At 68.7% G+C, this 25692-nt stretch carries 18 protein-coding genes; 9 read left to right on the plus strand and 9 right to left on the minus strand.

What is annotated here, in order from left to right; all coding sequences use genetic code 11:
- Nucleotides 1–61: 61 nt before the first annotated feature.
- Nucleotides 62–1669 carry a carboxypeptidase regulatory-like domain-containing protein gene (locus tag IPK85_09185; protein ID MBK8247553.1) on the minus strand — a complete coding sequence of 536 codons (1608 nt, stop codon included), beginning with the start codon at nucleotides 1667–1669 and terminating at the stop codon, nucleotides 62–64.
- Between the two features lie 224 nt (nucleotides 1670–1893).
- On the opposite strand from IPK85_09185, the gene IPK85_09190 reads away from it, so the two are divergent.
- The 5 genes from IPK85_09190 to IPK85_09210 all read left to right on the plus strand — a co-directional run bounded on the left by IPK85_09190 (nucleotide 1894) and on the right by IPK85_09210 (nucleotide 7738).
- Nucleotides 1894–3210, plus strand: a complete 1317-nt coding sequence (locus IPK85_09190) for an erythromycin esterase family protein (protein MBK8247554.1) — start codon at nucleotides 1894–1896, stop codon at nucleotides 3208–3210.
- 446 nt (nucleotides 3211–3656) lie between these two features.
- The gene (locus tag IPK85_09195) at nucleotides 3657–3941 is read left to right on the plus strand and encodes a hypothetical protein (protein ID MBK8247555.1); all 285 of its coding nucleotides are present in this window, start codon (nucleotides 3657–3659) and stop codon (nucleotides 3939–3941) included.
- Between the two features lie 107 nt (nucleotides 3942–4048).
- On the plus strand, nucleotides 4049–4936 hold the full coding sequence (locus tag IPK85_09200; protein MBK8247556.1) for a dienelactone hydrolase family protein: 888 nt from the start codon (nucleotides 4049–4051) through the stop codon (nucleotides 4934–4936).
- 40 nt (nucleotides 4937–4976) lie between these two features.
- Nucleotides 4977–5885 (plus strand): TIM barrel protein, encoded by a 909-nt coding sequence (locus IPK85_09205; GenBank protein MBK8247557.1) that lies wholly within the window; start codon nucleotides 4977–4979, stop codon nucleotides 5883–5885.
- Nucleotides 5886–5938: 53 nt separating this feature from the next.
- Nucleotides 5939–7738 (plus strand): Xaa-Pro dipeptidyl-peptidase, encoded by a 1800-nt coding sequence (locus IPK85_09210; protein ID MBK8247558.1) that lies wholly within the window; start codon nucleotides 5939–5941, stop codon nucleotides 7736–7738.
- Between the two features lie 21 nt (nucleotides 7739–7759).
- Here IPK85_09210 and IPK85_09215 read toward each other — a convergent pair whose 3' ends face one another.
- From IPK85_09215 to IPK85_09230, 4 genes are all read right to left on the minus strand, one after another.
- Nucleotides 7760–8266 carry a DinB family protein gene (locus IPK85_09215; protein ID MBK8247559.1) on the minus strand — a complete coding sequence of 169 codons (507 nt, stop codon included), beginning with the start codon at nucleotides 8264–8266 and terminating at the stop codon, nucleotides 7760–7762.
- Between the two features lie 20 nt (nucleotides 8267–8286).
- Nucleotides 8287–9534, minus strand: a complete 1248-nt coding sequence (locus tag IPK85_09220; protein ID MBK8247560.1) for a PAS domain-containing protein — start codon at nucleotides 9532–9534, stop codon at nucleotides 8287–8289.
- A gap of 6 nt (nucleotides 9535–9540) precedes the next feature.
- The gene (locus IPK85_09225; GenBank protein MBK8247561.1) at nucleotides 9541–11007 is read right to left on the minus strand and encodes a beta-lactamase family protein; all 1467 of its coding nucleotides are present in this window, start codon (nucleotides 11005–11007) and stop codon (nucleotides 9541–9543) included.
- Between the two features lie 78 nt (nucleotides 11008–11085).
- Nucleotides 11086–13035: a potassium transporter Kup gene (locus tag IPK85_09230; GenBank protein ID MBK8247562.1), complete on the minus strand. Its 1950-nt coding sequence runs from the start codon at nucleotides 13033–13035 to the stop codon at nucleotides 11086–11088.
- 239 nt (nucleotides 13036–13274) lie between these two features.
- Between IPK85_09230 and IPK85_09235 the strand changes: the two genes are divergently transcribed.
- The 3 genes from IPK85_09235 (at nucleotide 13275) to IPK85_09245 (ending at nucleotide 15904) form a co-directional block, all read left to right on the plus strand.
- Nucleotides 13275–13961 carry a response regulator gene (locus IPK85_09235; protein MBK8247563.1) on the plus strand — a complete coding sequence of 229 codons (687 nt, stop codon included), beginning with the start codon at nucleotides 13275–13277 and terminating at the stop codon, nucleotides 13959–13961.
- The gene (locus tag IPK85_09240) at nucleotides 13954–15564 is read left to right on the plus strand and encodes a DUF4118 domain-containing protein (protein MBK8247564.1); all 1611 of its coding nucleotides are present in this window, start codon (nucleotides 13954–13956) and stop codon (nucleotides 15562–15564) included. Before IPK85_09235 ends, IPK85_09240 begins: the two co-directional genes overlap by 8 nt.
- Before the next feature lie 79 nt (nucleotides 15565–15643).
- Nucleotides 15644–15904, plus strand: coding sequence for a hypothetical protein (locus tag IPK85_09245; protein MBK8247565.1), 261 nt, complete (start codon nucleotides 15644–15646; stop codon nucleotides 15902–15904).
- Here IPK85_09245 and IPK85_09250 read toward each other — a convergent pair.
- From IPK85_09250 to IPK85_09265, 4 genes are all read right to left on the minus strand, one after another.
- The gene (locus tag IPK85_09250) at nucleotides 15872–16552 is read right to left on the minus strand and encodes a hypothetical protein (protein MBK8247566.1); all 681 of its coding nucleotides are present in this window, start codon (nucleotides 16550–16552) and stop codon (nucleotides 15872–15874) included. The genes IPK85_09245 and IPK85_09250 overlap by 33 nt on opposite strands.
- Nucleotides 16553–16594: 42 nt before the next feature.
- The gene (locus tag IPK85_09255; protein ID MBK8247567.1) at nucleotides 16595–19054 is read right to left on the minus strand and encodes a hypothetical protein; all 2460 of its coding nucleotides are present in this window, start codon (nucleotides 19052–19054) and stop codon (nucleotides 16595–16597) included.
- A 127-nt stretch (nucleotides 19055–19181) separates the two neighbouring features.
- The gene (locus IPK85_09260; protein ID MBK8247568.1) at nucleotides 19182–20057 is read right to left on the minus strand and encodes a hypothetical protein; all 876 of its coding nucleotides are present in this window, start codon (nucleotides 20055–20057) and stop codon (nucleotides 19182–19184) included.
- Between the two features lie 88 nt (nucleotides 20058–20145).
- Nucleotides 20146–24750 (minus strand): diguanylate cyclase, encoded by a 4605-nt coding sequence (locus IPK85_09265; protein ID MBK8247569.1) that lies wholly within the window; start codon nucleotides 24748–24750, stop codon nucleotides 20146–20148.
- A 172-nt stretch (nucleotides 24751–24922) separates the two neighbouring features.
- Between IPK85_09265 and IPK85_09270 the strand changes: the two genes are divergently transcribed.
- Nucleotides 24923–25681 (plus strand): ABC transporter substrate-binding protein, encoded by a 759-nt coding sequence (locus tag IPK85_09270; GenBank protein ID MBK8247570.1) that lies wholly within the window; start codon nucleotides 24923–24925, stop codon nucleotides 25679–25681.
- Nucleotides 25682–25692 lie beyond the last annotated feature (11 nt).

Here is a 25692-nt window from a genome sequence, read left to right on the forward strand (position 1 = left end):
CCGAGCAGCTCAGGGCGCAGGTCGGGACGGCGAAGACCGGGGCACACCGACATCGCGCGGGTCACCGTCGCGGTCGCCCCGTCGGCGCATTGAGCCGCGTCTTGCTCCAGATCACGATCGCCGCGCACGACGACTGGCCCGGCGCCTGGAACTGCGCCGGCACGCTGGAGCCATTGTAGACCTCAACCGCCCCGACTTCCCATGGGGGAATGATGCGGTCCACGTCACCGGGGAAGATCGCCTCCCACGGCGAGCCGTCGATCCAGTACTTCACGCAACCGTTCATCGCATTGCGCGTGCTCTGGATGACGTAATCGTTGCCCGATGGCACGACGCGAAGCCCGGGGATGGTCCGAAAAACGTCGGTCAGCAGGTTGGGCGCACGTTTGGCGATGTCGTCGCCGGAGACGTGGTACCCAAAGCCCTGCTTCTTCCGCTGCGTATACCCCACCTTGTCCAGCCCGGCGTCTGCCTCGGCGGTGACCTTCACCTCGGCGAGCACCGCGGCGGCGCGGTCCATCTTCACCTCTGCGCGCGCGGCCATTCGCGTGGTGAGCTCCACGGACTGCTCCACCGGGGCGAAGCCGATCTGCCGTGCGACCAGCGTTTGCGTTCCGGAGGGAAGGGAGTCGATGCGGAACTCGCCCCCGGCGCCGGTGAGTGTCATGCCGGGGGTGCCGAGCACGTCGACACGTGCCCCAACGACCGGGGCACCGGCGGCGTTGATGACGCGCCCGGTGAGCACGGCCTGGCCGCGCTGCAACGTGGCGGCGGAGAAGGACTTGCCTACCGCGGCTTCTTTCTGGCGGGCGGCGGCGGAGTCGCCGGTGGCGACCGCGACGGTGTTCGCGTTGCCGATCTTGAGGCCCTGCACGAGCAGTGCATCACCCTCGAACTTCACGCGCACTTCGGAGGTGGTGATCCCCTTGAGGTCGGCCTGCAAGGTGCCTTCAAAGGCCAGGGGGAGTCCACAGATGCGGTAGACGCCATCTTCGCCACTGAGGGCGTCGCGTCGCCGGGGCAGTCGGCGGAGGTTGGCGTTGAGTGAGACTTCCTCCCAAACGACCGAAACCCGGCCACCCTTCACGGGTTCGTCGGTGTCGGCGTCGAGCAGGCGCCCGATGATTGCCCCGGCCCCGAGCGCGCGTCGTGCGGCGGGGCAGGAGGCTTCCACCAGCGTGGGGCCGGCCGGAATCGACAGCTGAATGCTTTCGACGCCCTGGTCCGCCAACTCGATGTCGTTGGTCACCATCGCCATCCCGATCGAGTCGAGCAGGACGTGCGACACGCGCACCTTGTAGGTGCCCGGCGGGATGGAGTCGACGCGGAAGACGCCCTTGTCGGTCGTGGTGGCGGATCGTGGCGTTCCTTCGACCGAGACGAGGGCACCGGCGAGCGGCGCCATGTGGACGGAATCGAAGACGGTACCGAACAGGGTCGCCATCGGGACCCGAGGGACCGGGGCCGCTTCCACCGGCTTGGCCGCCGCGGTGTCGGCCGCTGGCTTTTTCGCCGTGTCCGCCTTTGGTGGGGCGGGGGTCCGGTTGGGTTGACGCGCCGGCGGCACTGGGGGCCGGCGCGGCGGTTGCTGGGCCGTCGCACCGCCCGCGTTCATGAGGACGGCGACAGCAGCCAGCAGCGGTCGGAAGGTACGGCGGGAGGCGAACATGCGACGCGTGCGCGGAGGGACGAAACGCCTTGGGGCCGTTCAAGATACGGCTCGCCGGACATCTCAGGCAGTACCGACGTCGTCCGGCGATGTTCCACCCAGTCTGGTACGCCTTATGGATGTACCGCCCGGTCACCCGGACAACGCGTAACCAGATGGGTCGCACGGGTGTCGAAGACGGCGCCCTCCGGCCCTGCGGGAGGGAAACCCGCTCCCCAGGAGTCATGAAGGCCGAATTCTCCACTCGAATCGCCGTCGTCGGTTGCCTGCTCGGCGGTCTGGTCGGCACGTCCGGACCGTCCGCGCAGGATCGAACCGTGTTGGCGGATCTTCGTGCCGCGGGCCGCCCCCTCGGGGACAGCACGGCCGCGTTTCGCGCACTCGGGGCGGCAACAATGGGGGCGCGGATCATCGGCCTGGGCGAGGCCACCCACGGCCAACACGAGGCGTTCGACCTCAAGCGGCGCGCCACGATGTGGCTGATTCGACATCACGGGATTCGGGTGGTCGCGTACGAAGCGAGCGCCTCACGCGCGCGCCTGCTCGACGAATGGATCCAGGGAGGAGCGGGGGACGTCGCGGCCGCGATGCCGGGGTTCGGGATGTTGATCTGGGCAGTCGAGGAAAACGCCGCCTTGCTGCGTGACCTCCGGGACTGGAACGCGCGCGCGCCACAGGGCGACCGGGTCCGCCTTATCGGGGTGGATGCGCAGGACGGCGAGGCGGTCGCGACGCGCCTCCGGGCGCTGCTCGGTCCCATGAACACCGGCTTGGCGGACCGGATCGACAGCCTCGTTGCTGCGGCCCCGCCGGTGACGCAGCGGATGTTCCAGGGACAGCGCGCCGGCTTTGACTCGTTGGTGGCGGCGACAGAGCGCGTTGCCGGAGCGCTGTCCCGCGGGATGGCAGACCATTCGCAGCGTATTGAGCTTGGTGTGCGGGCAACGGAACTGCGCGCCCACCTCACCATGTATGGCACCCCGGGGGGGCGCGACCGCGCGATGGCCGACCTCCTGCTGGCCCAGTTGGGAGCACGGGAACGCGCCGTGTTGTGGGCGCACAACGGGCATGTCCAGCGGAGTGCCTTGGAGTACCTGCGGTCCCCGGATCTCGCGATGGGAGGGCACCTCGGCACTGCCCTTGGCGACGCCTATTACGCCGTCGGGTTTGCCTTCGGATCTGGCGGCTTTCAGGCCAATGCGCCGGACAGCAGTGGGCGATGGGGCTTTCGGCGGTACACCCACGCGGCGCCTGCCACCGGATCGCTGGAAGAGACGTTGGCGTCAGCAGGCATCGGGAACTTCTTCCTCGACCTGCGCAGTGTCCGTGCGACTTCGCCACTGAAGGCATGGCTGCAGGCGCCGCACGGGCACCGGTGGTGGGGCGGATACAACGTCCCCGATGATGCCGACGCGCGCACCCGCGATGCGACGCAGCTGATGCAGATGGTTCCGGCGCGCGATTTCGACGGCCTTGTCTTTCAGCTGCGCACAACGCCGGCAACCCCCATGGATCGGACGCGCATCCTGCGGCCGCGTTAAGTTGGACCGAGGTGCGCGGGGTCGATCCCGCGCACCCCGCACACCACCGAGTCTCAGCGGGTGATCCGCCGACCGACCAGCCGCGACGTGGTGATCCGCGGCAGGTGAGCCACGGTGGAGGCCGCCGGGGCGCCCGGGGGGGGGGGGCCCGCGCGCGCCGGGGGGGGGGGGGGGGGGGGCGGGGGGGGCCCGGCCGGGGGGGGGGGCGCCGGGGGGGCGGAGGGGGCGGGGGACTGGGATAGAGTGCCGTGAACGTGTTGGTACTCCGAATGCTCGCCCTCAGTCGTCGACGGCCATCCGGGAGGAGCAACTCCGACACCGTTCCGTTGGCCGCGAAGGAGGGCTGTGCTGGCCGGAATCCGTTGCGCGCCCAATACCTGGCATTCACCCCGCCGAAGTCGGCGATGAAGCACGGTGCGACGGGATCGTTGTCGCCGTAACAGGGGATGAACCCGATATCGTACGGCGGAGCGCCGCAGGGGATTGTGTCGTCGTCGCAATACGAGCCCTGTGCGTTGATGAACTCGTCAAACGCACTGGCGGGATTGACGGCCGCGCTGGCCCCGAGGGCCGGTCGGAGCGGGGTGGATGGGTCGCTGCATGCGGCGACGGCCAAGGCGACGCCGACCAAGGCAATCCGGGCGACGGTGGCCGAGGGAATGGGGCGTGGAATCACGGTGTTCTCCGGAGAAGGGTACACCGGGGAATCGGAGAACCGGGCCGGACGGTGACATGGGTGCCTGCGAGTGGCGCCGCCTTGCGCCGGCCCGTAACGTCAGCGGTGCCCGCGGGCCGCTCCCGACGTCCACACGGCTTTCACCCCGTCGACCCCACATCCATGGAACAGAAGACCGCCCACGATTTCGACCAGGAACTCCTGATCCTGTTCGACGCCTATGTCCACGGTGGTCTTGATCGCCGCGGCTTTCTCGACAAGGCCGCGAAGTACGCGGTGGGGGGCGTGACCGCCGCCATGTTGCTCGAACAGCTGAGCCCCAAGTTCCTGCAGGCGCAAATCGTCGCCCATGACGACGCGCGCATCCTGCAGGAGCACATCGAGTATCCCTCGCCAAAGGGCTACGGCACGATGCGCGGCTATGTGGCCCGCCCCACGGCGGCGGGACGCGCGCCGGGGGTGTTGGTCATCCACGAGAACCGCGGACTCAACCCGCACATCGAGGACATCGCCCGGCGCCTCGCTGTCGACGGCTTCGTGGCGTTTGCCCCGGACGCGCTCTTTCCACTCGGCGGATACCCGGGCGACGAGGACAAGGCGCGCGAGGCCTTCCCCAAGCTCGATCAGGCCAAGACACGCGAAGACTTCATCGCGGCGTCGCACTTCCTCAAGGCGCGGCCGGAGTGCAGCGGGAAGATCGGCGCGGTGGGTTTTTGCTACGGTGGCGGGATGGTCAATTTCCTGGCGACGCAGCTGGGCACGGACCTCTCGGCGGGCGTGGCGTTTTATGGTTCGTCCCCCAACACCGCGGACGTGCCGAAGATCAAGGCGCCGGTCATGATTCAGTCAGCGGAGAACGATGCGCGGATCAACGCGAGCTGGCCGGAATACGAGACCGCGCTGAAGGCGGCGGGGGTGAGGTACGAGCGACACCTGTATCCCGGTACGCAACACGGCTTCAACAACAACACGACACCACGCTTCGACCCAGCGGCGGCGAAGCTGGCGTGGGACCGCACGGTGGCGTTCTTCCGTCAGCACGTCACGTGATGGACGCCGGTGCCCGTCCGACCACTTCTGCCGTGATACCATGAATAACCGCCGCCACTTCCTCAAGACGACTTCCCTCGCGGCGGCGGCAGTGGCCTGGCCACGCATCGTGCGCCCCGGGGCTCCACGGTTCGAGATCTCCCTCGCGGAGTGGTCTCTGCACCGCACCCTGGGGCGACGCGAGCTGGATCACCTGGACTTTCCCGTCATCGCCCGAAAGACCTACGGGCTCGGGGCCGTCGAGTTGGTCAACACGTTCTTCAAGGACAAGGCGCGTGATGCGGCGTACCTCGCCGAGTACCGGCGACGCGCCGCGGGCGAGGGCGTCCGCACGTTGCTGATCATGTGCGACGGCGAGGGCAACCTCGGCGATCCCGATACGACCAAACGGGCGACTGCGGTGGCCAACCACCATCGCTGGGTGGAATGCGCGGCCGAACTCGGCTGTCACTCGATTCGCGTGAACGCGGCGAGCAGCGGCACCTATGAGGAGCAGCAGCGCCTGGCCGCCGATGGCCTGCGCTCCCTCACCGAGTTTGGGGCAGGGCGCGGGATCAACGTGATCGTGGAGAACCACGGCGGCTTCTCGAGCAATGGGGAGTGGCTGGCCGGCGTGATGCGGATGGTGAACCATCCGCGCTGCGGGACGCTTCCGGACTTCGGGAATTTCTGCCTGCGGTCAGGGGCGAATGGGACGTGTGAGGAGTGGTATGACCGGTACCAGGGGGTCACCGCGTTGATGCCGTTTGCCAAGGCCGTGAGTGCCAAGTCCCACGACTTTGACGACGCCGGGGTGGAAACCGGGACGGATTACACGCGGATGATGGGGATCGTGCTGGCGGCCGGCTACAGCGGGTTTGTCGGGATCGAGTACGAAGGGGGGCGGTTGAGCGAGCACGACGGGATCCTGAAGACACGGGACCTCCTGCAGCGGTTTCGCGGCGCATGAGGTCCGGAAAGGAGTCCCGCGTGATGGCGGGGACGCGACGCGCGGGGTGGGCGATGTGGCTCGCGGTGGTGCCTGCACCCCTGGCGGCGCAGTCGACCGCGCGCCCCGTGTTCGAGAACGGGATGGCGCAAGTCGTGCCCGCGTTCGCGGATAGCACACGCTGGGTTCGCCAGCGGTTGTGGGTGGAAACCGAGTTTGACTCGGACGGTGATGGTCGGCGCGATCGCATGCATGTGGACGTGACGCGTCCCGGCGCCACGGCGGAAGGGCTCAAGGTGCCGGTGATCTATGAAACGAGTCCCTACTTCGCCGGTACGTCGGGACCGCGGGAGCACCTCTGGAATGTCCAGCAGGAGGTGGGGGCACCTCCGCCCACGCGCGTGTCGCAACCGGAGATCGCCTGGCGACCGGATCGTGTGCGCATCAGTGACGCGCAGGTGCGTGACTGGGTGCCACGAGGGTTTGCCGTGGTGCATTCGGAATCACCCGGGACCGGGCTCTCGCAGGGCTGTCCCACGGTCGGCGGTACCAACGAGTCCCTGGCCCCCAAGGCGGTGATCGACTGGCTGAACGGTCGCGCGAGGGGTTTCAGTGAACGTGAGGGCGGGACCGAGGTGCGAGCGGACTGGGCGACCGGCAAGGTGGGAATGACGGGGACCTCGTTCAACGGCACGTTGCCGGTTGCGGCGGCGACCACGGGCGTCGCCGGCCTCGAGGTGATCATTCCCATCGCGCCCAATACGTCCTACTGGCACTACTATCGCTCGTTTGGCCTGGTGCGCCACCCCGGCGGGTGGTTGGGCGAAGACATCGACTTCCTGTACGACTTCATCAACTCGGGTGACCCGGCGCGACGCGCCTGGTGCAACGAACACGTGCGAGAACAGGAGATGCACGCCAACCACGATCGCCGTGGCGGCGATTGGAACGACTGGTGGGCGGGGCGCGACTACGTGCCGCAGGTGAAGGGGATCAAGGCGGCGGTCTTGATGGCGCACGCCTGGAATGACTGGAACGTGATGCCCGAACACTCGGTGCGGGTGGTGGAGGCACTCCAGAAGCAGGGGACACCTGTCGCCGTGTATTACCACCAGGGCGGACACGGGGGCGCGCCGCCATTGGACATGATGAACCGCTGGTTCTCGCGATACCTCTACGACGTCGACAACGGTGTGGAGCGCGATCCGAAGAGCTGGATCGTCCGTGAGGGGAGCAATCGCCTGGAGCCGACGCCGTATGCGGCCTGGCCGAACCCCGAAGCGCGCGACGTCACGCTGTATCCCGTGAGCGGCGGCCGGTCCGTTGGCGCACTGGCGACGACCCGGCGGACCGGCCTGGGCACCGAGCGCCTCGTCGACAACGTGGCGATTGCAGGTGACTCCCTCGCCAAGGTGGCGACCTCCGAGCACCGGCTGGTCTACGCGACCCCGGAACTCACCGAGCCGCTCCACTTGTCGGGGACGGCGCGCATCACCGTGCGCGTCGCCTCGGATCGCCCGTCGGCCAACTTTAGCGTCTGGCTGGTCGCGCTGCCGTTCACCGACGCCGGCCCACGTCAACCCAACTTCAGCGTCATCACGCGTGGATGGGCCGACCTGCAGAACCGCCGGTCACTCACGCGTGGCGAGCCGCTGGTCCCGGGCGAGTTCGTGGAGATGGGCTTCACCCTGCAGCCGGATGACCAGGTGATTCCGGCCGGCAAGCGGATCGGCCTGATGGTCTTCTCCAGCGATCGGGACTTCACGCTCTGGCCTCGCCCGGGGACGACCCTGACGCTCGACCTCAACGGGACCTCGTTGGTGCTGCCGGTGGTTGGGGGATCAGCGGCGCTCCGGCGCGCGACCGGCGGGTGAGCCACAACGGCCGGCGGGCATTCAGCCGCCGGCCCGTATCACCCGCACCGTGACGGACAGTTGGCCCACATGCCGCATGGCATGCTCGGCGCCATGCACGAGGCAGCCAATCACCGTGGACGGGAGTTGCGCGCGACCGACTCCACGAAAGGCGCCGAGCGTGGCGGGGTTGATGGTCCGGAGCTCAGCGACCGCCTGGTCCACGCGGGTGGCGAGCGCCGCCCGGATCTCGCCAATGTCGGGTTCCGTCACCGGGTGCCGCTCCGCGGCGAGGGCCGCGCGCTGTGCGTCGGAGAGCGCCTCGCCGCGGGCGTACGTGAAGAGACGGTCAATAACCCCGGCCATGTGCTTCACATGAAATGCGGGTGAGGCAACGCCGGCCGGTTGCTGGTTCCACTCAGCCACCGTGAGGGATGGGACGAGCTCCTCCACGCTCTCCCGCACTTGCAGCAGGATATGCGCGACCGGTTGCAGGGTGTCGGGGACGCCGGCCACCGGGCCGCGCTGCCACCATTCGGTGTCTGCCATGGGAGTCGGACGGGAGAACGCTACTGGTGCAGCTCAGGATGTTCAGGATACCAGGTCGCCATGCATTCCGGACACATCCCGTGTGAGAACTCCGCCCGCGTCCGGCGGGTGAGGTACTCCTCGATGGGCTGCCACGTCTCCGTGCCGTCCCGGATCCGCTTGCATCCCGCGCAGATCGGGAGGAGGCCGCTCAACGTCTTGACCTCGGCGAGGGCGGCCTGCAGTTCGGCGATGAGCTGTGCCTGGCCATCCTGCAGCCGTTGGCGTTCGGTCGCGTCGTGGAAGAGGAGAATGTAGGCCCCCACCCGGTCGCTTGAGACGGTGACGTCGATGCGCCGCAGGTCGAAGTGACGGTCGCCGTGGAGCACGGTCGGGCCGGCACCGTCGTCGGCCACGTTGAGTTGCGTGGTGGCCCACGCGGGAAGCAAGGGGGGACGTGCCTCGAGGCCAATCAGGGCGTGCGCCTCGCGTCCCAGCAACCGGGCGGCGGCCGCGTTGACGTCGATGATGCGTCGGGCGGCGTCCACAATCAGGATGCCGTCGCGCAGGGAGTCCACCAACACGCCACGGGCCACGGGAACGAGGGTCAGCAGGTTGCTCCCCAACGTGGCCCACCAGAGCGCGAGGGCCGCCACGGCCATGCCGATCGGCATGGGGTCGAACTCCGGCGGCGTCACCCCAGTGATCAACAGCATATTGCAGAAGAACGGCAGGACGAGGCTGACGAGCACCGGCATCGCCTGGGCGCGCGTCAGGATCCCGCCGGCACGCGCGGCACCAATCAACCGCCCGATCGCCACGAGCAGCAGGGCGTACAGGTATCCCGTGCACACCCAGTAGAGGGGGCCAAGCCGGATGTCGGACACCGCGGTGAGTCCGTGCGACGTCGCAAAGGTGACGTCACCAATCATCCCCCATCCGTCGCGCCACGAGGCCAGCCATCCGATCACCGGCAGCAGGAGAAATCGACCCCAGGCGCCGGCGGTCACGCGATCGCGTCGGCCAAGGTAGACCGCGACGAAGAGGTAGGTCGCGACCGGGGTGACCCCAATGGCCAGATACTTGAGGAACAGGAGCGTGCGCGCGACCGAGGGCGTGGCCAGGGCCATGGCGCCGACGAGGAGGGACCAGGCAATGGCGCCACCGACGAAAACCATGAAGGGTGCGCCGGTCGCCTGGTGGCGGTGTGGCCACGCGCGCCAGCCCAGGCTGCCGAGGAGCGTCACCGCCATGACGATGGCGATGAGGTACGCGACGTCGGGCTTCATCGCCGACTATGGCAAACGCACACCACTGGAATCTCCGCGCATCCAGAGGCAGGTCGTGGTGCCGCAGCGCCGCACGGTGATCGTGGTGCCTTCCTGCTCGCGCAACGCGCTCCGCACGATGAACGAGGTGTCAGATGCGGGCTCCAACACCACATCGTTGGCTTCATACGACGCCGTGAGCATGGTGTCCTGTGTGCGCACGCGCATCAACCCCCATCGCGTCATGTAGTCTCCGGCAAACGATGCGAGGCGAGCGGGGGCCATCCGGTGTTTCGTCCCGGGCACGGCTGGCGCAGGCGGGGCGACCTGATACGGCGACGTCGGGGCACCCGCCATAAGGGCGAGCAGATTCTGCAGGAGCTGGACCTTGCCGTAGTCCACGAGGTTGAAGACGATGGCGATCCCCACCTTCTGTTGCGGCAACATCACGAAGAGGGAGCCCATGGAGATCACGCTCCCGCCCTTCATGGTGAGCGACATCCCGCCCATGTCGTTGACCTCCCAGCCTAACGCGTACGTCGTGGGTCCGCCCAGCTCGCTCTCCCCCTTCTGCTGGGGGCGCAACAGCTCGGTGACTCCAGCCTGGGAGAGCAGCGTCGTCCCGTCGGGCGCCGTGCCCCCACGCAACAACATCCGCAGGTATGTCCCCACATCCGCCGCCGTGGACGTCAGCATTCCGGAGCCGGTCCACTCGCGACTCGCTGCGGGCGGGCGCGGCACCGGCTTCCCCGTGGTGTCCTCGCGGTACCCCAGCGTGCGCCCCATGGCCTCGCTGCGCCAGAACTCCGCCGTGCTGTGGCGCATGCCCAGCGGGCCAAACACCCGTTGCGCCATGTAGTCCTCGTACGAGAGGCCGCTGGCGTCCTGCACGACGAGTGCAGCAAGCGAGAAGCCGCGGTTGGAGTAGGTGAACCCCGTTCCCGGAGCGAAGTCGAGTGGCCGGGCGAGCATGTCCTCGCGCACGAGACGCTCCAGCGCGCCCGCGCTGGTGTCCGCACCGGTGCCGTACGGATCACCCGAAAATCCCAACGGGAGCCCGGAGACGTTGGTCAACAGGTGCCGCGAGGTGATCGCCGTGAGCCGCGGGTCGACCGGGACGTTGTCCTGCATCACCTTCACGTAGCGCTGCACGGCAGTGTCCAGAGCGACCTGTCCGGCATCCACCAGCTGCATCAGCGCGAACGCCGTAAAGGTCTTGCTCGTCGATCCGATGATCACCGGGGTCGTGTCGGTCATCGGACGTTGCGACGCGAGATCCGCGACGCCGTAGCCCTTGCTGTGAATCACCGAGTCGTTGCGCACGATGCTGATCGCCAGGCCGGGGACCTTCCCATCTGCCATGCTCTGCGCGACCAACGAGTCGACCGCCAGGTTGAACGCCGTTGGGGGGGGCGGCGCTGGCTCGGGGGCCGTGCAGCCCGCGAGCACGATCAGGGAGAGGAATGCGGCGAGGTCACGCGTCGGAAAGCGCATGCAGGATCGGTGGTGGAGTTGCCACCAATCTGCCCCCGGGCCGCGCACGCCACATCCCCCGGGTGAGTCCCGAGCCCACTAGAACTCGATCTGCGCCCCCAGTTCCACCACGCGATTTGGCGGGAGTCCGAAGAACTCCGACGCCGACCGCGCATTGCGCGCCATCAGGATGAACAGCCGCTTGCGCCACGACGTCATGCGGGATGATCCACTGGGCAGGAGGCGGTCGTGCCCGAGGTAATACGTGGTTTCCATGGCCCGTGTGTGCAGCCCATGCGCCACGCAGCGCTTGAGGATGTCCGTGACGATGGGCGTCTGCATGAAGCCGAACGTCGCATGGACACGATAGAAGCCGACACCGAGCGGCTCGCATCGGATCCCGGCGTCGTCGTCGACCGTGGGCACATTGGCGGAGCCGATCGACAGGAGCACCACCTGTTCCTGGACCGCCCGGTTGTGCTTGATGTGGTGCAGGAGCACCACCGGGGCGCCTTCGTCATCCGAGGTGAGGAAGACGGCAGTGCCCGGGACGCGCGGAAGGCGACGCCGCTGCAGGTCGTTCAAGAGCAGCTCGAGCGGCATCGACGCCTGGCGCATGCGCTGCGTCAACAGTTCGCGTCCGCGATGCCAGGTGGTCATCAGGGCAACGAAGCCCAGGGCAATGCCAAGCGGGACCCACCCGCCACGGCCAATCTTCAGCACGTTGGCCCCGAGAAAGCCGAGGTCGAACGTGAGAAACACCGCGGTCAACCCCAATACACGCCCAAGAGACCATTGCCAGCGCGTTCGCGCGATCACCGCGAAGAGCACCGTGGTGATCACCATCGTCCCGGTGACGGCGATCCCGTAGGCCACGCTCAGGGCGCTGGAGGTGCGGAACGACAACACGATCAGGATGGTGCCCACCATCAACACGGCGTTGATCTCCGGGACGTAGATCTGTCCCCGCTCGCGCGCCGATGTGTGGATGATGCGCAACCGCGGAGCATAGCCGAGTTGCACGGACTGCTGCGCCAGGGAGAACGAACCCGAGATCAGGGCCTGGGATGCGACGATGGCCGCCAGAGTGGCGATCACGAGCAGCGGGTAGAGAAACCAGCGAGGGGCCAGGAGGTAGAACGGGTTGCTGATCGCCGTGGGATCCCGCAGCAACAGCGCGCCCTGCCCGAAGTAGTTGAGCACCAGCGATGGCAGGACCAACGTGAACGCCGCCAGTCGAATGGGGCGCGTGCCGAAGTGCCCGATGTCTGCGTAGAGCGCTTCGGCCCCGGTGACGGCAAGAAACACCGCCCCGAGCACGGCAAACGCGGTGAAGCCGTTGTCGGCCAGGAACCGGATCCCATGCCATGGATTGGCCGCACCCAGAATGCGTGGCTCACGAGCGATCTCGGCGATGCCGAGGACCGCGATGGTGAGGAACCAGAGCAGCGTGATGGGGCCGAAGGCCTTGCCGATGCCCTCCGTGCCGCGGTGCTGCACAAGGAAGAGGACGACGAGGATGGCCAGGGTGGCCGTGACGACAAACGGTGCGAAGGCGGGGGTGACGACTTCCAGCCCCTCGATCGCGCCGAGCACCGAGATGGCCGGGGTGATCATGCCGTCGCCGAGCAACAGCGCCGTGCCAAAGACGCCCAGCAGGATGAGCATCGTGCGGCCCCGCAGTGGACGTGCACCAACCCGGTCCTGGAGCAACAATGCGAGCATCGCCAGCACCCCGCCCTCGCCATGGTTGTCCGCGCGGAGGATGAACACCAGGTACTTCACCACCACGACCAGGAGCAACGACCACAAGATGAGCGAGAGGAGGCCGTACACATTGGCCGCGTTCGGCGTCAGGCCGTACGCGTGGCCAAAGGTCTCCTTGATGGTGTACAGCGGGCTGGTGCCGATGTCGCCGAACACCACGCCGAGTGCCGCAAGCGTGAGTGTGGTGAGACGGGTAGCCCCTGCAGGGTGGTGCGCAACGGCGTCCTGGCCGGTCGATGGGGGGACCGGGGAGGACGCCTCGGGAGGGACAGGAGGGGACATGTCGCGGGAAGGGCTCGACGGGACAACGCCGGCCACCCGAATCGCAGGTCCGACACCCGACCATGCAGCGTACGGCGCGCGCATACGAGCAACAAGCCGACTCGGTCCGAAAGCGCGTTAAGAACGCATAAAAAGTCGGGGCGCCGCTGCGGTCCGCACGCGGCGACCGTCCGGTCGTGCGCATACCTTTCGGAGTGTCACCTGACCCCGAGCATCGCGCGTTGGCTGACTCGCGCTCGATGGCGCGGGTCCTCGTGATTGATGACGAACCCCGCATTCGCGCCGTGGTGGGCGCGGCGCTGCGGGACGACGTCGACGCGGTGCACGAAGCGCCCACGGCCGCAGAGGGCCTCGCCCTTGCTGCCGTGCTCCGGCCTGACCTCATCGTGCTCGATATCGGGCTTCCGGATCGGGACGGTCTTTCCGTGTGCCGTGAGTTGCGGCAGTGGACGACGGTCCCGATCGTGGTGCTCTCGGCGCGGCACGCGGAGGAGGAGAAGGCCACCCTTCTCGATGCCGGCGCGGACGACTACGTCACCAAGCCGTTTGGGGAGCGCGAGCTGCGCGCCAGGGTTCGGGCGCAACTGCGACGCGCACGGATGCATCCACCAACGGAGGAGGGGCCGCTGGTCCTCGGGGACCTGATGATTGACGTGACGCGCCGATCGGTGCTTCGGGATGGGGCGGCGGTGCACCTGACGCCGACCGAGTGGGGACTGCTCGTGGCCCTTGTGACAAACGCAGGAAAGACCCTCACGCACCGCCAGCTCTTTCGCGCCGTGTGGGGCGACGTGCACGGCGATGCGCACCAGTACCTGCGCGTCTACATCGCCCACTTGCGCCGCAAGATCGAGCAGGACCCGGTGACCCCGCGGTACCTCATCACGGAGCCCGGGGTAGGCTACCGGCTCGAGACGAGTGGCTGATCCGTTCGCGGACGACGGCCGGCGAGAGGGGACGGCGCGCGGCCGGGTGACCATCGCCTGGGTGGCCGTGTTCGTGGCGGTGCTGGCCGGCCTGGTTGCCCTCAGGGCCTACCTCGACAATGCGCATGTGGCGCTCGCCCTCCTCATGGTCGTCCTGGGCGGGAGCGCTGCCGCCGGGCAGCGGCTCGGGATCGCGTTGGCTGTGGCCGCGTTCTTCGGGTTTAATTTCTTCTTTGTGGTGCCCTACCACACCCTCGTGGTCGCGCATCCCCTGGATTGGTTGGTGTTGGCGGCCTTCCTCACGACCGGGCTGGTCGGGGCACGGCTCCTCGCCCGTGCGCAGGAGCGGGCCGTGACGGCGAGCCGACGGACGGCCGAAGTGGAGCGGCTCGCGGCCCTGGGTGCAGAGGCGCTGAGTGCCGGCGGCGCCGAGGAGGCGCTGCGCGGGGTCCTCGAGGTGATTCGGACCACGCTGCACGTGGCGCGATGCGACATCCTGCTGCCGCGCGGCGCGCCGCCCGCCCTGGTCGCACGCCTTCGTGGGATCGACGGCGCGACACCCGCCGACACGCAACTCTCGGACGCGCTGAGTCTCGCCGCCTGGGTCGCCGAAAAGGGGGCCGCTGCCGCGGAGTGCCAGGACGGCACCAAATGGACCAGCGAGTCGGCTGGTGTCTCCGTCACGCACCGCTGGCCGCCTGCGGGCCGCGCCCTGCGGGCCCTGTACGTCCCGCTGCAGGTCCGTGGGCGCCTGGTCGGCGTGCTGAGCATCTCCCACCTCGCGCCGTTCACGCTCGACCCAAGCCAGGAGCAGTTCCTGCGTGCGCTCTCCTACTACGCCGCGTTAGGCGTCGAGCGGGTAGCCCTCGTGGCAGAAGCCGAGCGCGCGGAAGCCTTTCGTGAGGCCGATGCGCTGAAGGCAGCGCTCCTGAGCGGCGTCTCCCATGACCTCCGCACGCCACTGACGACGATCAAGGCGCTGGCCGAACGGCTGCGTGACCGCGGGAACGCCGAAGGCGGGTTGATCGAAGAAGAAGCGGATCGCCTCAACCGACTGGTCGCCGACCTGCTCGACCTTTCGCGGCTCAATGCCGGCGCACTTCCCCTGCGGCTCGAGGTGAACGCGGCCGAGGACCTCGCGGGCGCCGCGCTGCGACAGGTGGCCGCGTTGGCCGGTGAGGGACGGGTGACCACGCACGTGGAAGGGACCGCGGGCGTCGGCGGTCCGCCGTTGCTGCTGGGCCGATTCGACTTCACGCAGGCGCTGCGCGCCCTGGTGAACTTGCTGGAGAACGCGCTGAAATACAGTCCCACCGGCGAACCCGTGGAGCTGGTGCTTCGCGGCGCGCCGGGCCGCGTGGAGTTTGTGGTGATGGATCGCGGGCCCGGAGTGCCAGCCAGTGAGCGTGATCGCATCTTTGAGCCGTTCTATCGAGCCCCCGGCGTGCCGCCTGATGTGGGTGGCGCGGGACTCGGGCTCTCAATCGCGCGACGACTGGCGGTGGAGCAGGGCGGTGAGGTGCGGTTCGAGCCCCGCGAGTACGGAGGCAGTCGGTTCGTGCTGTCCCTGCCGGTCGTCGAACTCGAGCCAGACGCGGGGTAGTCACGCCCGGCGAATTTTCACGGCACTTTCACGGCAAACCTCGTAACGTACCGGGGTCTCCCTGCACGGTACGGGTGTCATGTTAACGCTGGTGTACCTGGTGGCCATCGTGGTGGCGTACGGCATCCTCTCGGACGGCATGGACCGGGCGGTCCGCCGCACCTTTCACGCGCGACGGGCCGGGCCGCAACTGGGGTTGGTGGAGGAGTTCGATGTTCGTCCCGACCACCACACCGCCCTGTGGCGCGTTCGCAGGCACCGGTCGGCGGACGCCCCTGAGCATCCGGGGCGGCCCGCCGATCCAGGGTCAGCGGGGCCGTCTCTCTTCCTCGAACGGTGAGCTCGCGGCGCCAGAGCCGCTCGCGCGCTCGACCTTGAGCCGCTGCTTCACGGTCTTTCCGTTCTGGGTGATGGAGACGAGGTACTCGCCGGGCCCCACGAGCGGCGCTTGGGGTCGCTGGAACATGGCAAAGGCATTTCCGCCTGGTGGGGCCAGGGCCTGGATGATGCCGAACGCGGTGTTCGGGTCCGTGATCCCGGCGGGTGCGCCGGCACCACCTGGGCGACCTGGGGCCGCCGTCTCTCCGGGGCGCGCGTTGAAGCGATCGAAGCCACTGGCTGGCGTGGGCCCGCCGTCACGGAGCGCACCACCACCAAACGACTGCATCATCTGCAGCATGTCCCCGCCCTCGATCATGCGACGGAAGTTGCGCAGCGCGGTGGTGTCCATGCCGCCCTTCGCCAGCGAGTCGAAGACGAAGGTGCGCCGGTTGACGGCATTCGCCGAGTCGCGTTTCTGCGACGGTGACAGCGGCCTTGGCGCCGGCGCCTTGCCCCGGAAATCCCAGGTGACCTTGTGTACGCCGAGCCCCGAGGGGCCGGTGAGTGAGCGCAGCGTGTCGCCGGTGACGTCCTGGATGACCACGCGCGTGGGGCTGTTGCCGCGCGTCGTCAGGCGGAACGTGATCTCGGCGCCGTAGGTGGGCACGGCCTGCGCGTACCACATGTGGCCGTACGAGGCCCCGCCCGGTCACTGGCCTTCGTAGATCTGTTCGCCCCACTGCTGGGCAATCTTCGGCTCGAACAGGTGCACGTCGTTGGTCGCCACCGTGGCGTTGAGCTGCTGCAAGGGTGCGATGTCCACGATCCACGCGGCGCGGCCGTGCGTAGCGGCGATCAGCTCGCGTTCGCGCGGGTGGATCTTGAGGTCATTGACAGGCACGGTGGGGAGCCCCGTCATGAACTTCTGCCACGAACGCCCCAGGTTGGCCGAGACGAACGCGCCAACGTCCGTTCCCACAAAGAGGAGATTCGGGTTCACCGGGTCCTGCTTGATCACGTGGACAAAGTCGGGTCCGCCCGTGGGGAGGTTGGCGGCGATCGACGCGAAGGACTTTCCGCCGTCACGCGTCATGTAGACATAGGGGGTGAAGTCGCCGGCGCGGTGGTGATCAAACGTCACGAAGAAGGTGGACGAGTCGTGCGGGCTCGGCTCGATCTCGCTTACGTAGGCGTTGACGGGCAGGCCCGGGAAGTTCTTCGTGTGTTCCTCCCACGCGCCGCCGTCGTTCCGGGTGCTCCATACGCGGCCGTCGTCGGTGCCCGCGTAGAGCAAGCCGGGTCGCAGCGGGGACTCGGCCAACGACACGATCGTGCCATACGTCTCGGCGCCCGTGTTGTCCGGGGTGATCCCGCCCGTCGTGCGCGTGGAGATGCGAATCTTCATCGTGTCCGCGTACGACAGCTCGGGCGAGATGGCGAACATCTCGTCGCCGCGCTTCGTCGACTTCATCACGCGGTTCGCGCCCATGTACAGCGTGGTGTTGCTGTGCGGCGAGATGATGAACGGCGTATTCCAGTTCCAGCGCAGGTCGAGCGCGGCGGAGTCCGCCTTTTGGCGGGCACGGAGCTCGGCGAGCCGCTTCTTCATGGCCGAGGTTTCAGGAACCATCGTGTCACCGCGCGCGACGATGAGCGAGTCCTCCCACATCATCCACGTGGTGCGCCAGTTGGGCTTGGCGAGGGCGACGCGCTCGCCGGTCGTCATGTTCACGCGTCCGATGTTCCCACCCTGCGACTCGGAATAGACCGTGTTGGGGTCGGTGGGATCCTGTTGGGTGACGAAGCCATCGCCGCCACCGACCACCTTCCACATGGCGCTCGTGATGACCCCGCTCTTGCGTCGACTTGGCCCGCACCAGGAGCCGTTGTCCTGCAGGCCAACACAGATGTTGTAGGGGACGGCCATGTCGAACGACACGTTGTACGGCTGGGCGATGGCGAACGTGTTGGGAAAGACATAGCTCCCGCCCTGGTCGAACGAGATGCCGATGCCGCCGTCATTGCCCACGACCATGCGGTCCGGGTCGACCGGGTCGATCCACATGGCGTGATGGTCGACGTGAAGGCCGACGGTCGCGTTCATGGCTGTCTTGCCCCCATCGTTGGAGACCTTCACCGGCGTCGACGACCAGTAGACGCGGTTCGGGTTCTTCGGGTGGACCCGAACCTGTGAGTAATAGAAGGGGCGGGTATTGTCGGTCGCGGTGCGCGTCCACGTCTTGCCGCCGTCCTCGGATCGGTAGAGCCCGGACGGACGAACCTGCGCCGGCTTCTTCGGCGGCGGCTGCTGGCCGCGGCCGACCTTGGGCGCGGGGTTCGGCATCGTGTCCGCCTCGACCATCGAGTAGATCACGTTGGGGTTGGAAGCCGAGAGTGCGATGGAAAGGCGACCCTTGGTCGACTCGGGGAAACCACCGCCCTTGATCTCTGTCCAGGTCGCGCCGGCGTCTGTGGATTTCCAGAGCGCGGAGCCCGGACCACCGGACTGCAGGGAATACGGCCCGCGCACACGTTCCCAGCTGGCGGCCCAGACGACGTTGGGATCCGAGGGATCCAGTGCGACGTCGACGACCCCGGCCTTGTCGGAGATGAACTTCACCAGCTCCCAGGTGGTGCCCCCGTCCACCGTCTTGTAGAGGCCACGTTCCTTGTTGGCGTTCCAGATGGCGCCTAACGCGGCGACGTAGACGATGTTCGGGTTCGTGGGGTGCACCACGATGCGGCCGATGGTCTGGGTCTTCTCCAGCCCCATCAGGGCCCAGGTGATCCCGCCGTCGGTGGACTTGTAGACGCCGCCGCCCGGCGAGATCGAGTTGCGCGAGTTGGGCTCGCCCGTCCCCGCCCACACCTGCATCGTATCGCTGGGGGCGATGGCCAGGTCGCCCATGGAGATCACGCGCTGGTTGTCGAAGACCGGGCGGAAGGTCACCCCGTTGTTGGTCGTCTTCCAGATGCCCCCCGCGGCCGCGGCGACGAAGAACGTCTTGGAAGGACTCGGAATCCCTTCCACGTCTGCCACGCGTCCGCTGGTGTTCGCGGGACCGACCTGCCGCCACTTGAGGGCCGCAATCGTGAGGGAATCGAATTCGTAGCCCTGTGCAGGGAGCGCCAAGGGTGCCGCGAGAGCGGCCAGGAAAAGTCGTCGCATGGACGGGGGGGGTGAAGGCTGCCGGGAACCTAGGCGCCAACCACGGTCGCTACCACCCGGGTCGCCGCTCCCATCGCTCCCCCGTCTTCGGCAAGAAGCTGCCGGCCGCCGTCCGCCGTCTCCCGCCCTAATTCACCACGCGCACCACCTTCATCATTCCGTGCCCCACATGTGAACGTCGGGACAGCGGATTGTACAAGGTGCACAACAGGACGTACTCGCCCGGCAGAAAGTCCACCGTGATGTTGATCTCCTGGTCGGCCTCGAGCTCGGTGGTCCCTCCCACCGCTTCGAACGGCGGTGCGCCTCGTGGGTCGCTCACCCAGCTCGCGGCCTGCTCCGGGGTGCGACCTGGCAGGAGCCGAACGATCCAGACATTGTGCTCCAGCCGGCCCGCGTTTTCCACCTTGATCGTGCGTCGTCCCGCGAACAGCGGCCCCTCCACCGCGAAGTTCCACTCGAACAGACGCATGGAAAGTTCCGCTGGCGGAAGAGTCACCGGACGCAGCGGACCCACCCCGGCGGTAACCGTCAGCTCCTTTACGATCCCGTCCGGGAACGGCTGACGAAGGCTCGGTGTGCCGGCGAAGAGGCACGACAACACGTAATTCCCACGTTCGAGCACCAGGGTCGCGGAGGACACGCCCCCAGGGCTCGCCGGAGCAGGTCCCCCGAGGGCACGCAGCCAGGGCACGTTGCGATCGTTGGTCAGGACCAGGTCGCGGACCTCGGCGAGAGGGGTGAGCCGATCGCGCTTGATGAACTCGACGTGGCGCAGGGTGCCGCCGCGGTTGAACAGGCGCACGTTCACCAGGCCGGCATCCACCTGATCCGGAGCCTCGCAGCCCGTGTCCGTGGACTCGATCACCATCTCCGCCCCGGGAATTGGGCCGGGGCGCAGCGGCCGCACGCGGCGCGGCTGCGCCGGCAGCACGAGCGGCGAGAGAAGTCCGGCCGTGACCAGCGCCCATCGAGCGCTTAGGGCGATCCAACGCGGAGACACCCGGCCAACTTGCCGCTCCCAGCCGGATCGCGTAATACGGCAGAAGATGACAGTTCGATGAAAGGCCCGTGCGCCCGGAGCGGTGCGCTCAGCCCAGCGCCCCCGCGAGGGCCGCGAACCCGCGTCTCTTCACTTGTTCGGCGGCGTCGCGTCGCGTCGCGGCGAGTGACCGGATCCCCGCAGTTTCGAGCGCTGGGGCGCACTCGGCGACCAGCCACGCCGCCCCCCACGGATCCAGCTCCTCTGCGCGTCGACGCGCGCGCAAGAAGAGGTCAAACGCGGCCCCGGATTGCCCACCCGTCAGCGCCACCTGGACGGCGAAGGCATCGACGAGTTCGCGTCCCGGGAACCACCAGTCCGGCCGCGCGTCGGCGATCAGGGCACTCGCCCGGTGCCAGCGCTCCTGACCTTCCTCGCTCGCCGCCCCCCCATTGGAGAGCGCGGTCCCCGACAGCGCGGCCAGCTCCACCCAGGTCAGGTCAATTTCCTTCGCGCGGCGCGCCGCAGCGGCGAACTGGCGATGCGCCTCGTCGCGGGCGCCCTGGTCTCGGAGCAGGCGCGCGCCGTGCAGCAGCGTGACCACACGCCCCGGTTCGTCCTCCAGGGTGGTGAACAGGCGCTCCGCGTCCCCCAGCCATTGGCGCGATTCCAGCGCGGCTCCCTGCCGACCGCGGAGCACACCGAGTGCCTGCGAGATGGCGGCGGTGAGCGCCGTGTCGTGGGCGTTCCGGGCCAGTTCCAGAGCCCGCGTCAGCAGGGTGTCGGCTTCCGGGGTGACGGCTTCGCGAGCGAGGGCCGTGCCTAACGTCAACGCCCCCAGCGCGCGCAGCCCGGTGTCGCCCGCCCGTTCCCCCCGCGCATACGCGTCGCGCAAGCGAGTGAGGCCCGCGCCGGGACGCTCGGCGTGCTCCGCTTCGCCGTGGCGCAAAGACGCGGCGGCCAGGATCGCGTCCCGCCCCTCCGCCGCCTCGGCTGCCCGCCGCGCCATCGACATGGCTTCGGGCCACGCCGCCCGGGCCAGCGCGGCGTCGGCGCCGGCCAGCGCGGTGGTCGCCACGGTGTCCGGCGCCAGCCTCGCCGCCTCGTCGACCAGCGCGCGGAATCCCTCGGCGGCACGCGCGGCGCCGCGGCCGCGACGCCACTGGACCCATTCCCGCACCACCCGCCCGCGAATCGTCACCGCCGCGGTGGGCTGGCGGTCCAACCACTCCAGGGCGAGGTCGCACAGCGACGATGCCAGGCCGTATTGCCCCGCCGCTACCGCCACCTCCGCATGGCGTACTCGCACCGTGGCGAGGGATTCATTAGATGCTGCGTACCGTTGGGCCACCTGCAGGGCCGCCACGGCGAGGTCGTGCGCCCCCTGGGCCATGGCGCGCTCGGCAGATGTCGTGGCGTAGTCAAAGGCCGCACCATCGTTGCCCGCGGCGTGGTAATGCGCGGCAATCGTGGCCACCGCGGACGGGCTGCGCAGCTCCAGCACGCGAGCCGCGACGTCGTGCACATGTTGCCGCTGGCGCTCCGGGGTGGCGCGCAGGCAGGCCTCGCGCAGGTGCGGATGCGTGAAGTCGAAGGTCGTCGTCGTGGCCGTCGTGGCGACCGGCACCAGGACGCTCGCCCCCATGGCGTCATCCAGCGCGCGGCGGGCCTCGGCCTCCGGAATGCCGAGCACGGACACCAACAGCTCAATGGTCAGGTCCGGGTGCAGGAGGGCCGCCGTGGACAGCATGGTCCGGGTCGAGGCGTTGACGCGTTCCAAGCGTCGTTCCAGCACCCACCCCACCCCCCCGGACGGCGTCCCGTCCGCGGGCGGCTGCCACTCCCACCGCGTGCCGCCGTACCAGATCGTGCCATCTTCACACCCGGCGCGCAGCAGGTGCAGCACGAGGCGAGGGATTCCTTCCGACAGCTCAAACGCCCAGCGCGCCACATCGTCGCCCGGCGCCGCGTCGTGAAAGACGGCCCGGATCCATCGCCGCACGTCGTCCAGTCCAAAACGCCGAAGCGCCACGCTCGCGTGCCGCGAGTTCTGGTGGACGCGGCGTCGCCACTCGGCCGCCCCCGGCTGGATCTCCGGGCGCATGGTGCAGATCACCAACAGGCGCTCCTCGTCGACCGCGGTCAGCAACGCATCGAGGACGGCCCAGCTGGCGGCCGGGGCCAGGTGCATTTCCTCCAGCACCAGGACCACGGGCTGCGTGCGCGAGGCCCGACGCACGAAGGTCACGATGTCCTGCTGGATCTGCTGGAGCGACGGCTCGGTGGCCGACGGATCGTGCTGCGGAAACACGCCCGGGAGCCACGCCGGGAGCGCGAGCCACGCGCGGTCCCCGGGGCCACCCAGCTCAACAAGTCTGGTGATTGCCCCCGCCCACGGCGCCAACGCGCCGGCCGCGCCATCGCCCGTCGCCTGTCCGGTGACCATCCACGCCGAGCGCAGTCGCGCTTCCGCTGCCAACTGTCTGACAAACGCACTCTTGCCGATCCCCGCCTCCCCGCTAATCGTCACCGCGCGTGGCTCACCGCCCATCGCCTGGTCGAGATAGGCGGCCAGCTGGCGCAACTCCTCCTCCCGTCCGGTGAACGCGGAAAAATCGAGCGCGGCGGGTCCGCGGCTGGGCTCCTGTCCGGTGACCCCGATCCCGATGACCTGGTCGCTCCCCGTTCGCGAGGCGGCAAAGTGCGCGCGGTCGGCCGCGGCGAGGAGCGAGGCCACTGTCTCGCCGTCCCCCGGGGCCTGCGCCACGGCAATGCTCACCGTGACGCTCAGCGACTCGTCGGGCGCCGCCCGACGGGCGCACCGCAAGTCGGCCACACCTGTGCGCAGGCGTTCGGCCACCTCGCGGGTCAGGTCCAGCGACGTCTCCGGCAACAACACCACAAACTCGTCGCCGCTGCGCCGGCCGATCAGGTCGCCGGCGCGCAACCCACGCTGCAGCACCTTGGCCACCGCCCACAACACGTCATCTCCCTGCAGCCGACCATAGGCCGTGTTCACCCGCGCAAAGTCGTCCACGTCGATGAGGAGCAGGCACGCCTCGGTGGCGGCCGAGCGTCGCGCAGCCAGCAACCCCGCCGCGCGGCGCCCCCAGGAGACAAACTCGGCGACACCGGTGAGCGGATCGTCGACCAGCTCCTCCTCGGCCGTCGGCTCCGTTCGTACGCTGGCGGGCGACGTCACCCCGGGGATCGCGATGCCGTCGCGCAGCACGTCCTCGAACACGCGAAAGACCGCGGGGTCGAACTGGCGCCCCACGTCCCGGCGCATCACTTCGATGGCCTCGTCGCTGCCTAACGCGTGCTTGAACGGGCGGCGCGTGATGAGGGCGTCGTAGACATCGGCCACGCAGGTGATGCGCGCCGCCAGCGGGATCTCCTCACCCGCGCGCCCATGCGGATACCCCGAGCCGTCCCAGCATTCGTGGTGCCCCTCGACAATCGGGCGCACCTCCCACGGGAGGTCGGTGCCGGCGAGCAATTCGGCCCCCGCCACCGGGTGTCGCTTGACCGCGGCCCATTCCTCGGGCGTCAGCCGTCCGCGCTTGTTGAGGATCGCCGCGGGCACCGCAGTCTTTCCCAGGTCGTGCAGGTAGGCCCCCACGCGATACCCCAGCAACGAGGCCGGATCCACCCCCATCCGACGCGCGATCTCGCAGGTGAGGTCGGCGACCCGATCCACATGCCCCACGGTGTCATGGTCGGTTCCTTCAAATCGCTGCGCCCACCGGCGGGTGACCTGCACAAACTCCGCTTCCAGTCGTCGCAGGCGGCGGGCCCGCTCGATCGGCCCGGGTTCGCCCAAGAGTCGAACCAGCTCGCGATACGCCCGATTGAGCGCCTGCAGGGTCGCCCGGTGGTCCTCACGGCGTGCCAACACCTCCACGCGCCCGCAGGACAGCTCGCCCATCAGCATCAGGTCGTTGTGCGAGCGCGCGAGGCGCTCGGCGTCCTCGATCAGCTGCAGGGCACGCGGCAGGTCCCCCAACTCGCGCGACACCAGGGCCGACATCGCCACCGCCTCGGCCAGCAGCATGGGATCGTCCGCTCGACGCGCATGCTCCAGCGCCCGTTCGGCAGACAAACGTGCGCGAGCGGCGTTCGACCGGTCGATGGCCATCTGCGCCCGCACCAATTCCAGGCGCGTCACCATCGCCGGATGGCTGCCGGTGCCGGCGCGCGCATGCAGGTCCGCCAGGGCGTGTTCAGCTGCCGTCCAGCGACGCAGGTCAACGTACAGCGTGGCCAGCTGCACTAGCACCCGGGTCAGGTCCTCGCGCGCGTCCAGCTCACGGTAGGTCGTGGTGGCGCGCTCCAGGTCGCCGATCGCTTCCACCCACTCCTGTCGCACCATGGCGACGGCCGCGAGATGTTCGTGCGCCACGGCCACGAGCCAGGGCATGTTCGCCCGGGCCGCGTGTTGCTGCAGGTGCATGAAGTCTTCGCGTGCGGCATCCAGCGCCCCCGATTCACAGCGGAGTCGGCCGCGGAGCTCGTACAGCTCGGCGAGCACCGGTGCCATCCCCTCATGGTTGGCCAGACCGAGTACCGCCTCACAGCAATCGAGGGCTGCCGTCGCCTGACCCGAGTCCATGTAGTCCCGCGCCGTCTGCAACAGGAGCGCGCCCACCGCCGCCGGGGGCGCATCCTGGTCCAGGTCCCGCATGACCCGCTCGTAGTACCGACGGCTGGCCATGGCGTCATGACCGTCGTCGGAGGGACCGGTAGCGTGGGGGAACGGAGGGGGGGCGGCCATGCAGGATGAGGACGACTGGCGCGGGCTCCCCGTTGCGGTCCAAAACCCGGCACTCCCTGCCGCGCGAGGCCCCGTCCGGTTACCCTCGGCAGACCGGTCCAGGTTCCCCGACATGAAGCTCGTTTCGCTCTGTCCCTCCCTCACGGAACTCGTCTTCGACCTTGGCGTCGGCGACGCAGTCGTCGGGCGCACGAAGTTCTGCGTCCATCCCCAGGGACGGGTGGAAGTGGTCGAGCGGGTCGGCGGGACCAAGAACCCCAAGGTCGACCGGATCATCGCCCTTGCCCCCGACCTCGTGCTCATGAATGAGGAGGAGAACCGGGTGGAGGATGCCGAGGTCCTCCGGGCGGCCGGGCTGAAGGTTCACAGTTCCATGCCCCGGACGGTCGCGGAGACATCGGCGATGGTTCGCGAGATTGCCGCCCTCGTGGGTGCCGAGGAGCGCGGCAACGCCCTGGCTGCGGTCATCGACGCGGAGGGGGCAAGGGTCGCCGCTGCGACCGAGGGAGAGCGTCCGATCCGCTATGCCTACCTGATCTGGTGGGAGCCGCTCATGGCTGCCGGCGGCGGGACCTTCATCGAGGGCATCCTCGCGGCGGCCGGTGGGGTGAACGTGTTCGCGACGGGGGCGGAGCGGTACCCGACGGTTTCGTCGGAGGCGTTGGCACCCGAGGCGGTCGACGCGGTCCTCCTGTCCAGCGAGCCATTTCCGTTCACCACACGGCACCTGGACGCATTGGCGGACGCGACGAAGATCCCCCGGCGCCGTTTTCGGCTGGTGGATGGGGAATTGCTGTCGTGGCATGGCTCGCGCACCGTGGCCGGGCTGCGGTATGCCGGGGAGCTGATGGCCTCCCTGCGCGCCGACTAACCGGCGCGACG

Source organism: Gemmatimonadota bacterium (genome assembly GCA_016712265.1).
Taxonomy (GTDB): domain Bacteria; phylum Gemmatimonadota; class Gemmatimonadetes; order Gemmatimonadales; family Gemmatimonadaceae; genus RBC101.